General features: G+C 71.9%; 10 protein-coding genes. 8 read left to right on the top strand and 2 right to left on the bottom strand.

Translation table 11 applies throughout. The features are described from left to right. The 3 genes from ectB to thpD form a co-directional block, all read left to right on the top strand. Positions 1-1,247: diaminobutyrate--2-oxoglutarate transaminase (gene ectB, locus GWI24_RS32605; protein ID WP_210949664.1), on the top strand; the 1,247-nt coding region annotated here is incomplete at its 5' end. Between the two features lie 40 nt (positions 1,248-1,287). Beyond that, on the top strand, positions 1,288-1,692 hold the full coding sequence (locus tag GWI24_RS32600) for an ectoine synthase (RefSeq protein WP_020872270.1): 405 nt from the start codon (positions 1,288-1,290) through the stop codon (positions 1,690-1,692). A gap of 4 nt (positions 1,693-1,696) precedes the next feature. After that, a complete protein-coding gene (gene thpD / locus GWI24_RS32595) occupies positions 1,697-2,584 on the top strand; it encodes an ectoine hydroxylase (protein WP_210949663.1) in 888 nt (295 codons plus the stop codon). 107 nt (positions 2,585-2,691) lie between these two features. Here thpD and GWI24_RS32590 read toward each other — a convergent pair whose 3' ends face one another. Then, complete coding sequence (locus tag GWI24_RS32590) at positions 2,692-3,738, bottom strand: aminotransferase class V-fold PLP-dependent enzyme (protein WP_210949662.1); 1,047 nt, start codon at positions 3,736-3,738, stop codon at positions 2,692-2,694. Between the two features lie 202 nt (positions 3,739-3,940). Continuing rightward, complete coding sequence (locus tag GWI24_RS32585) at positions 3,941-5,476, bottom strand: aldehyde dehydrogenase (NADP(+)) (RefSeq protein ID WP_308344165.1); 1,536 nt, start codon at positions 5,474-5,476, stop codon at positions 3,941-3,943. 135 nt (positions 5,477-5,611) lie between these two features. Between GWI24_RS32585 and GWI24_RS32580 the strand changes: the two genes are divergently transcribed. The 5 genes from GWI24_RS32580 to GWI24_RS32560 form a co-directional block, all read left to right on the top strand. Next, a complete protein-coding gene (locus GWI24_RS32580; protein ID WP_020872266.1) occupies positions 5,612-6,382 on the top strand; it encodes an IclR family transcriptional regulator in 771 nt (256 codons plus the stop codon). 93 nt (positions 6,383-6,475) lie between these two features. After that, the gene (locus tag GWI24_RS32575) at positions 6,476-7,504 is read left to right on the top strand and encodes a hypothetical protein (RefSeq protein ID WP_210949660.1); all 1,029 of its coding nucleotides are present in this window, start codon (positions 6,476-6,478) and stop codon (positions 7,502-7,504) included. Next, positions 7,501-8,766: a histidine kinase gene (locus GWI24_RS32570; protein WP_210949659.1), complete on the top strand. Its 1,266-nt coding sequence runs from the start codon at positions 7,501-7,503 to the stop codon at positions 8,764-8,766. The genes GWI24_RS32575 and GWI24_RS32570 overlap by 4 nt, the downstream gene beginning before the upstream one ends. Next, positions 8,763-9,443: a response regulator transcription factor gene (locus GWI24_RS32565; RefSeq protein WP_308344164.1), complete on the top strand. Its 681-nt coding sequence runs from the start codon at positions 8,763-8,765 to the stop codon at positions 9,441-9,443. The genes GWI24_RS32570 and GWI24_RS32565 overlap by 4 nt, the downstream gene beginning before the upstream one ends. A gap of 70 nt (positions 9,444-9,513) precedes the next feature. After that, the coding region (locus tag GWI24_RS32560) for an aldo/keto reductase (RefSeq protein WP_210949658.1) at positions 9,514-10,454 on the top strand (941 nt) is incomplete at its 3' end.

Genomic DNA, 10,454 nt, shown 5'->3' with positions numbered 1-10,454 from the left:
CCGCCCTGAGCGTCTTCGAGGCCCTGGAGTCGGAGGTGCGCAGCTACTGCCGCGGTTGGCCTGCTGTCTTCGACCGCGCGCAGGGCAGCCACATGTACGACGAGGACGGCCACACCTACCTGGACTTCTTCGCCGGAGCCGGGTCGCTCAACTACGGCCACAACAACCCGGTGCTGAAACGGGCGCTGATCGACTACATCGAGCGTGACGGCGTCACCCACGGCCTGGACATGTCCACCACGGCCAAGCGCGCGTTCCTCGAGTCGTTCCAGAACAACATCCTGCGGCCGCGCGACCTGCCCTACAAGGTCATGTTCCCGGGCCCGACCGGCACCAACGCGGTCGAGGCCGCGCTCAAACTGGCCCGTAAGGTCAAGGGCCGCGAGTCGATCGTCTCCTTCACCAACGCCTTCCACGGCATGTCGCTGGGCTCGCTGGCCGTGACCGGCAACGCCTTCAAGCGCGCCGGTGCGGGCATCCCGCTGGTCCACGGCACCCCGATGCCGTTCGACAACTACTTCGACGGCACGGTCGAGGACTTCCTGTGGTTCGAGCGGCTGCTGGAGGACCAGGGTTCCGGGCTCAACCAGCCCGCCGCCGTGATCGTCGAGACCGTGCAGGGCGAGGGCGGCATCAACGTGGCCCGGCCCGAGTGGCTGCGCGCCCTGGCCGAGCTGTGCGAGCGCCAGGACATGCTGCTGATCGTCGACGACATCCAGATGGGCTGCGGCCGTACCGGCGCCTTCTTCTCCTTCGAGGAGGCGGGCATCACCCCGGACATCGTGACCGTCTCCAAGTCCATCAGCGGCTACGGCATGCCGATGTCGCTCACCCTCTTCAAGCCCGAGCTGGACATCTGGGAGCCCGGCGAGCACAACGGCACGTTCCGCGGCAACAACCCCGCGTTCGTCACCGCCGCCGCCACCCTGGACACCTACTGGGCGGACGGCCAGATGGAGAAGCAGACCCTCGCCCGCGGCGAGCAGGTCGAGCAGGCCCTGCGCGCCATCTGCGAGGAGCAGTCCGGCACCCACTTCCGCGGCCGTGGCCTGGTGTGGGGCCTCGAGTTCGAGGACAAGCCGCGCGCCTCGGCCGTCTGCAAGCGCGCCTTCGAACTCGGCCTGCTGGTCGAGACCTCCGGTCCCGAGAGCGAGGTCGTCAAGCTGCTGCCCGCGCTGACGATCTCCCCCGAAGAACTGGACGAGGGGCTGCGGACCCTCGCCCGTGCGGTCCGCGAGACCGCATAACCCTCCCGCACCGCAGAGAAGAGAGAGGCAAGAACTCACCGTGATCGTCCGATCCTTCAAGGACATCGAGGACACCGAGAGGCACATCAAGTCCAAGTCCGGCACCTGGGAGAGCAAGCGCATCGTGCTCGCCCGGGAGGGCGTCGGCTTCTCGCTCCACGAGACCATCCTCTACGCGGGCACCGAGACGTCGATGTGGTACGCCAACCACATCGAGGCGGTGCTGTGCGTCGAGGGTGAGGCCGAGCTGACCAACGACGAGACCGGTGAGAAGCACTGGATCACGCCCGGCACCATGTACTTGCTGAACGGGCACGAGAAGCACACAATGCGCCCCAAGACCGACTTCCGGTGCGTCTGTGTCTTCAACCCGCCGATCACCGGACGGGAGGACCATGATGAGAACGGCGTATACCCGCTGATCACCGAGACCGAGGAGGCATGATCCGATGACCACGGTCACTGACTTGTACCCGACCCGTGGTGCCGTGGAGGTGGCCACACCACGCGTGGACCCGGTGGTGTGGTCCGAGCCCGGGGCTCCGGGGCCGCTGCAACCGTCCGAGCTGAGCGATTTCGATCGCGACGGCTTCTTGGCGATCGACCAGCTGATCACTCCGGATGAGGTCGCGGTGTACCGCGCCGAACTGGACCGGCTGGTCACCGACCCGGACGTGCGCGCCGACGAACGCTCGATCATCGAGCCGAAGTCCAGGGACGTACGGTCGGTGTTCGAGGTGCATCGGATCAGCGAGGTCTTCGCGAACCTGGTGCGCGACCCGCGGGTGGTGGGTCGCGCGCGGCAGATCCTGGGCTCGGACGTCTACGTCCACCAGAGCCGGATCAACGTCAAGCCGGGTTTCGGGGCCTCGGGCTTCTACTGGCACTCGGACTTCGAGACCTGGCATGCCGAGGACGGTCTGCCGAACATGCGGACCGTGTCGGTCTCGATCGCCCTGACCGAGAACTTCGACACCAACGGCGGCCTGATGATCATGCCGGGCTCGCATCGCACCTTCCTCGGCTGTGAAGGAGCCACGCCGAAGGACAACTACAAGCGGTCGCTGCAGATGCAGGACGCCGGCACCCCGTCGAACGAGGCCCTCACCGGCTTCGCCGACAAGCACGGCATCAAGCTGTTCACCGGCCAGGCCGGGTCGGCGACGTGGTTCGACTGCAACTGCATGCACGGGTCCGGCGACAACATCACGCCGTACTCCCGCAGCAATGTGTTCATCGTGTTCAACAGCGTGGAGAACACGGCGGTCGAGCCGTTCGCCGCGCCGGTCCGCCGGCCGGAGTTCATCGGTGCGAGGGACTTCACGCCCGTACGGTGATGACCGCCGTGCGCTGACGTGACGTCCGTGATCTGAGGGAAGCCGGAGTCCCCCGGCTTCCCTCAGATTTTTGTGCCGCGAGTCCCCCGTAGCGGGACCGGACCTGCTCAGCCGGACAGCTTCTCCAGCAGCCGGTCCACATCGGCCGCGGTGTTGTACAGGTGGAAGGAGGCGCGGAGGTTGCCGGCCCGCGCCGAGACATGCACCTCCGCCTCCGCCAGCCGGGACGCGGCGCCGCCCAGGCCCGGTACGGAGACGATGGCCGAGCCCGGGGCGGCCACGGGCTGGTGGCCGAGCGAGATGACCCCCTCCCGGAAGCGGTCGGCGAGCGCGCGGTCATGGGCGGCGATGGCCTCGGTGCCCAGCTCCTCGATCAGCGCGAGGGAGTGCCGGGCCGCGACGTACGCGTACACGCTCGGGCTCTCGTCGAAGCGCCGTGCGGAGTGGGCGAGTTCCTCCACCGGGCCGTAGCAGCTGTCCCAGGGCTTCTCGCCCGCGACCCAGCCCGCGAAGACGGGGGTGAGTTCGCCGAGGTCCTCGGGCACGGTCAGGAAGGCGGCCCCGCGCGGGCACATCAGCCACTTGTAGGCCACGCAGACCGTGTAGTCGGCCTCGGCGGCGTTCACCGGGAACCAGCCGGCCGCCTGGCTGATGTCCACCAGCGTGCGGGCCCCGTGTGCCCGGGCGGCGTCCCGGATGGCGGCGAGATCGGCGATCCGCCCGTCCGCCGACTGGACCGCGCTCACGGCCACCAGCGCCGTACCGGGCCGTACCGCCTCCGCGATCTCCTCCAGCGGCACGATGCGCAGCTTGAGGTCGCCGCGGACAGCGAAGGGGTTGACCAGCGAGCTGAAGTCGCCGTCGGCCACCAGGACTTCGGCCCCGGGCGGCAGCGAGGTCGCGATCATCCCCGCGTACACGGCGACCGAGCTGCCGGCCGCGACGCGCCGGGCCGGTAGGCCGACGAGCCGGGCGTAGACGGCGCGGCTCGCCTCGACCGCCTCGAAGGACACGTCGACGATGGGCTGTCCGGCGGCCGAGCCGTCGAGGACCGCCTTCACGGCGGCTACGGAACGTGCGGGGATCAGACCGCTGGACGCGGTGGTGAGATATGTCGTGTGTGGCGCGAATTCGGCGCCCGCCAGGCTCTCCATGTCCATCCACTATGGGACGGGCGCACCCCGGCGTCCATCGCGTTTCCGTGTCGGATGCCTTCAAGCGATCCTTATACATACCCGCTGACCAGCGGCGATTCTGATGGCTTACGTGGCGCCCGGGTGAACGCCGACGCGAATCGGCCGCCGGACGCGCGGGTCAGGTCCGCGGGTCCGGCGGCCGAGCCGCCGTTCCGGGGGGTCAGGCGTGCTGCTCCCGGACGCCGTTGATCCGCCGCGGCAGCTCCAGCGGGTTCTCGTCGCGCAGCTCCGGCGGCAGCAGGGCGGCCGGGGTGTCCTGGTACGCGACCGGCCGCAGCCAGCGCTCGATGGCGGTGCCGCCGACCGAGGTGGAGGTGGAGGTGGTGGCCGGGTAGGGGCCGCCGTGGTGCTGGGCGGGGGCGACCGCGACACCGGTCGGCCAGCCGTTGACCAGGACCCGGCCGGCCAGCGGGGTGAGCTCGGCGATCAGCTCACCGGCCCGGCCCTCGGTGCCCTCGCCCTCGGCGGCGGAGAGGTGGACGGTGGCGGTGAGGTTGCCCGGAAGCCGCCCGAGCACCGCGCTGATCTCGTCGTCGCTCTCGTACCGCGCCACGACGGTCACCGGGCCGAAGCACTCCTCCAGCAGCACATCGTGCGGGCCGCCCTCGACGAGCCGCCGCGCGGGGACGGTCAGGAAGCCCGCGCTGACCGTGTGCTCACCGCCGGAGCCGGGGGTGACCGGGGCCTCCACGTCCGACAGCTCGACGCGCTCCTTGATCCCGGCGACGAAGTTGTCCCGCATCCGGTGGTCGAGCAGGACCCCGGCGTCGGTGTTGCTGACCGCGTCGGTGAGGGACTTCAGCAGGCCGTCGCCCGCCGGGCCGGCCGGGGCCAGCACAAAGCCGGGCTTGGTGCAGAACTGGCCGACGCCCAGCGTCATGGAGCCCGCGAGCCCGGCGCCGATCTGGTCGCCGCGCTCGGCGGCCGCGGCCTCGGTGACCACGACCGGGTTGAGGCTGCCCAGTTCGCCGTGGAAGGGGATCGGCACCGGCCGGGAGGCCGCCGCGTCGTGCAGGGCGCGGCCACCGCGGACCGAGCCGGTGAACCCGGCGGCGGCGATCAGCGGGTGCTTGACCAGCTCCAGCCCTGCGTCGAAGCCGTGCACCACCGCGATCACATCGGCGGGCACCCCCACCCGCTCGGCGGCGCGGCGCAGCGCGGAGGCGGCCACCTCGGAGGTGGCGGGGTGGTCGGGGTGGGCCTTGACGATCACCGGGCAGCCCGCGGCGAGGGCGCTCGCGGTGTCCCCGCCGGGCACGGAGAAGGCGAGCGGGAAGTTGCTGGCGGCGTAGACGGCGACGACGCCGAGCGGCAGCTTGTAGCGGCGCAGATCGGGCCAGGGCGGGGTCTGGGTGGCGTCGGCGTGGTCGATGCGGACGTCGAGGAAGGCGCCCTCGTCCACGATGGTCGCGAACGACCGCAGCTGGTAGGTGGTGCGGGCGAGTTCACCGGTGAGCCGGGCGGGGCCGAGGGCGGTCTCCGCGTCGGCGGCCTCGACCAGCTGGTCACGGGCCTCGTCGAGCAGATCGGCGGCGGTGCGCAGCAGGGCGGCGCGCACCGCACGGTCGGCCAGGGAGCCGCGGGCGGCGTGGGCCGCGCGCACCACGCGGTCGACCTCCTCCGCCGTGGCTTCGACCGCTACCTGCTCGCGCTGCTTTCCGGTTCGGGGGTCGACGCTCCACACTGGTGCTGACACCGCGGATTCCTCCTGCTGTGGTGTTACCGCTGCTTGCGTCTCACACATCGACGGTGTTCGATATGCTGAACGCTGTCCCGGGTGATGAATTTCCCCTCGGGACTCTATGGCTGGTCGAACAGAGGGGTCAAGGCGATGTCAGCTGCCGAGACAGGCGGGGCCCAGGTCAAATCGGCGGTCCGCACGGTCGAACTGCTGGAGTTCTTCGCCGGGCGGCCCGGGATGCACAGCCTCGCCGCGGTCCAGGAGGCCGTGGGCTATCCCAAGTCGAGCCTCTACATGCTGCTGCGCACCCTGGTGGAGCTCGGCTGGGTGGAGACGGACGCCACCGGCACCCGCTACGGGATCGGGGTGCGCGCCCTCCTCGTCGGCACCTCCTACATCGACGGCGACGAGGTCGTGGCCGCCGCCCGCCCCACCCTGGACCGGCTCTCGGACGACACCACCGAGACCATCCACCTCGCCCGGCTCGACGGCACCAATGTCGTCTATCTCGCCACCCGGCAGTCGCAGCACTATCTGCGCCCCTTCACCCGCGTCGGCCGCCGGCTGCCCGCCCACTCCACCTCGCTGGGCAAGGCGCTGCTGGCCACGTACTCCGACGAGCAGGTGCGCAAGCTGCTGCCGGAGACGCTGAGCCAGCTCACCGAGCACACCATCACCGACCGCGAGAAGCTGATCGAAGAGCTGCACCTCATCCGGGAGCAGGGGTACGCGGTGGACCGCGAGGAGAACACCCTGGGCCTGCGCTGCTTCGGCATCGCCATCCCGTACCGCACCCCCTCGCGCGACGCCATCAGCTGCTCGGTGCCGGTGGCCCGGCTCACCCCCACCCATGAGCAGATGATCAAGGACGCCCTGTTCGACGCCCGGGACCGGCTCACCCTCGCGACGCGCCGCCTCTGACCCACGGGAGGACGGGCCCCTCCGCCGCGCGGCGGAGGGGGATCGTCGGGCGGGGTGACGCGCGGCGCCCGCGGCGCCGGGAGGCTGGTGGCCATGACCCAGACCCTCCCCGGCACGTGCTCCGCACCCGCACCCGGTGACTCCGCCGCGCGGATCCTGCGGGCCGTCGCGATCCTCGCCTGTCTCCCCTATATCGGTCTCAAGGTCGCCTGGGTGGCGGGCAGTCACGTCGGCATCCCCGAGGGCAGCGAGCTGCGCGACCCGGGCCGGCAGACGCTGATGGCCGTCGTCAACGGCCTGTCGGTGCTCATGGACGCCGCCGTGGTCGCCCTCGCCCTGCTGCTCACCCGCCCCTGGGGGCTGCGGGCACCGGCCTGGCTGACGGCCCTGCCCGCATGGGCGGCCTGCGGCCTGCTCGCGCCCATCATGACCGGATTCCCGGCCCAGTTGGCGGCCAGGGCGCTGGGCTTCGACGGCGGGGAAGGGAGCCGGTCGTCCGGATCGGGCGAGACGTTCCTGGCCGAGTGGGTCTTCGGGATGGTCTACGGGGGGTTCATCGTGCAGGGGCTGGCCCTGGGCGGCCTGTTCGTGCTGTACGCGCGCCGCCGCTGGGGCCATCTGTGGCGCGGCCGGATCGCCGATCTGCCCGCCCAGGGGCCGGACCGTGCCCTCCGGCGACCGGTCGCCGTCGTCATCGCCCTGCTCACCGCGGTGCCCGCCACCGTCCATCTGCTGTGGGCCGCGGGCTCGGACACCGGGCTGAACCGGGAGCGGGCCCAGGACCGCGGCGGCGACTTCGCCGTCCTGGAGGGCGTGTACGTGCTGTTCGCGCTGGTCACCGTCGTCGGCGTGCTCATGGTCGCCTTCCGCGCCGGGCGCCCGGTGCGCCTCGCCCTGCCACTGGGCCTGGCCTGGGTCGGCTCGGCGGCGCTGGCCTGCTGGGGTGGCTGGCTCCTGATGACCGGGCTGACCGCCCAGAGCGCCGCCAAGGAGCCGACCGCGCTGATGAATCTGACCTACGCTGTGCAGATGACCGTCGGATTGCTCGTCCTCACGGCCGGCGGGCGCTTCTTCCGCGAGCGCGGCTCCGCCGGTCGCGCGGCGGAACGCCACGCCCGGTGACCGGGGCGTGGTGGCGGCGGGCGGTCCGTGCGGTGGTCGGCCGCCGGGCCCAGCTGCGCTGGGTCCATCTGGTGCTCGGCGGCGCCCTGCTGATGCCGTACTACCTGCTGACCGCCGTGGTCTTCGCGATGCTGGTCCGGGGCGCCGATCCCTTCACCTCCCTGCGCTGGCAACTCGTCACTTTCGCCTCGGCCCTGCCGCTGGCCGCGCCGACCGCGCTCCTGCCGCTCGTACGCCCCCTGGAGGCCACCGCCGCGCGCTCGCTGTGCGGGCTGCCGGAGTCCGCCGAACTCGCGGCCGGGCCCGCCGGGTCGTGGGACGCGCGTGCCCGCACATCGCTCTGGTACGGGCTGCACCTGGCCATCGGTGGGCTGGTCAGCGGGCTCTTCCTGTCCCTGCTGCCCGCCTCGGCGCTGCTGGTCGCGCTGCCGTTCACCGACGCTTCGTACGCCGACGGCCTGGACTGGCCGCACGCCTTCGCCTCGACCCCCACCGCGCTGGCGCCCCTGGCCGGGGTGGCGCTGCTGGCCCTGCTCATGGGGCTCGCCGCGACCGCCGGGGCGCTGCTGGCCCGCTGTGCGCCCGCGCTGCTCGGACCGGCCCCCGCCGAGCGGCTCGCCGCCGCCGAGCGGCGGGCCGCCCGGCTGGCCTCCCGCAACCGGCTCGCCCGTGAGCTGCACGACTCGGTCGGCCATGCGCTGAGCGCGGTGACCCTCCAGGCGAGCGCGGCCCGTAAGGTCCTCGACTCCGATCCGGACTTCGCCCGGGAGGCGCTGGCGGCCATCGAGGAGACCACCCGGGACGCGGTCGGCGAACTCGACAGCGTGCTGGGTCTGTTACGGGAAGGGGAGGCCGCCCCGGCCCACGCCCCCTCCCCCACTCTGATGGACCTGGACGGGCTGCTCGCCCGCACCCGGGCCGCGGGCGTCGCCGTCGAGCTGACGGCCCCGGGCACGCTGGACCGGCTGCCGCCCGTGGTCTCCCGCGAGGCGTACCGCATCGTCCAGGAAGGGCTCAGCAACGCGCTGCGCCACGCGGGCCGGGTGCCGGTGCGGCTCCGGATCGCCGAGGACCTGAAGAAGGTGGAGATCACGATGGAGAACCCGGTGGACGGAACCACCAGGGCACGGACCGCCGGCGGCGGCCGCGGGCTGCGCGGCATCGCCGAGCGGGTCACCCTGCTGCGCGGCACCTGCGCCTGGGACACCGTGGACGGCGTCTGGCGGCTCACGGTCCGGCTCCCGGTGGAGGCGTCCCGGTGAGCACCCCGCCGTCCCCCTTGCGCATCGTGCTCGTCGACGACGAGCGGATGGTGCGCACCGCGCTGCGCGCGATCCTCTCCAGCGAGCCGGACCTGGAGGTCGTGGGCGAGGCCGGAAGCGGCGCCGAGGCCGTGCCGGTGGTCCGTGAACTGCGCCCGGACGTGGTGCTGATGGATGTCCGGATGCCCGATGTGGACGGCATCCGCGCCACCGAGCGGATCCTGGGCACCGTGCCGGACCCGCCGCGCGTCATCGTGGTGACGACGTTCGAGAACGACAGCTATGTGTACGACGCGCTGCGCGCCGGGGCCAGCGGCTTCCTGCTCAAGCGGGCCCGCGCGGCGGAGCTGGTGCAGGCGGTGCGGGTGGTGGCGCGCAGCGATTCGCTGCTGTTCCCGGCCGCGGTGCGGGCGCTGGCCGCCGAGCACGCGGCCGCCCGCGGCCCGGACCGCGAGGCGACGGCGCGGGCGCTGCGCGAGCGGCTCTCCGAGCGGGAGGCCGTGGTGCTGCGGCTGATGACCGACGGGCTGTCCAACTCGGAGATCGCGGCCCGGATGGCGGTGGGCCCGGCCACCGTCAAGACACATGTGGGGGCGGTGCTCACCAAACTGGGCGTTCGGGACCGCACCCAGGCGGTGATCGCCGCGTACGAAAGCGGTTTCGTCACACCGGGCTGACATCCGGCGGCCGGGGTGGTCTGCTGTGACGGGGCGGCCGAACGGGCGGACGAGCAGGAGGAGCAGACGCATGGAGTACGTACGGCTGGGCGCGTCGGGCGTCAAGGTGTCGCGGATCTGCCTGGGCATGATGAGCTACGGCAGCCCCGAGCACCGGCCCTGGCAGCTGGACATCGACGACGCACGGCCGATCGTGCGGCGGGCGGCCGAGGAGGGGGTGACCTTCTTCGACACCGCCGACATGTACTCGGTGGGCCGCAGCGAGGAGATCACCGGTGAGCTGCTGCGGGAGCTCTTCCCCAGCCGCGACGACTACGTCCTGGCCACGAAGGTCTACAACCCGATGGGCGAGGGCCCCAACGACCGCGGTCTGTCCCGCAAGCACATCATGGCGGGCATCGACGCCTCGCTGCGGCGGCTGGGCACCGACCATGTGGATCTCTACCAGATCCACCGCTTCGACCACGAGACACCGCTCGAGGAGACGATGGAGGCGCTGCACGATGTGGTGCGGGCCGGAAAGGCCCGGTACATCGGCGCGTCCTCCATGTACGCCTGGCAGTTCGCCAAGGCCCAGCACATCGCCGAGGCGCACGGCTGGACCCGGTTCGTCTCGATGCAGAACCACTACAACCTGCTCTACCGCGAGGAGGAGCGGGAGATGAACCCGCTCTGCCTGGACCAGGGCGTGGGCGTCATCCCCTGGAGCCCGCTGGCGCGCGGGCTGCTGGCGGGCACCCGCGACCGGGACCGCACCGGGCAGACGGTCCGGGCGGGCAACGATCCGCTGGTGGAGAGGTGGTACGCGGACGCGGACTTCTCCATCGTGGACGCCACCCGCGCGATCGCCGGGGAACGCGGGGTGTCCCCGGTCCAGGTCGCGCTGGCATGGCTGCTCAGCAGGCCCGCGGTCACCGCGCCGATCGTCGGCGCCACGAAGACCCGCCACCTGGAGGACGCGGTCGCGGCGGTCGGGCTGACGCTCGACGAGAAGGAGGTGGCCCGCCTGGA

Source organism: Streptomyces sp. MK37H, from assembly GCF_018035285.1.
In the GTDB taxonomy this organism is placed as follows: Bacteria; Actinomycetota; Actinomycetes; order Streptomycetales; family Streptomycetaceae; genus Streptomyces; species Streptomyces endocoffeicus.
Note: the sequence above shows the minus strand (reverse complement) of the source record. Positions and strands in the feature narration are given on the sequence as shown.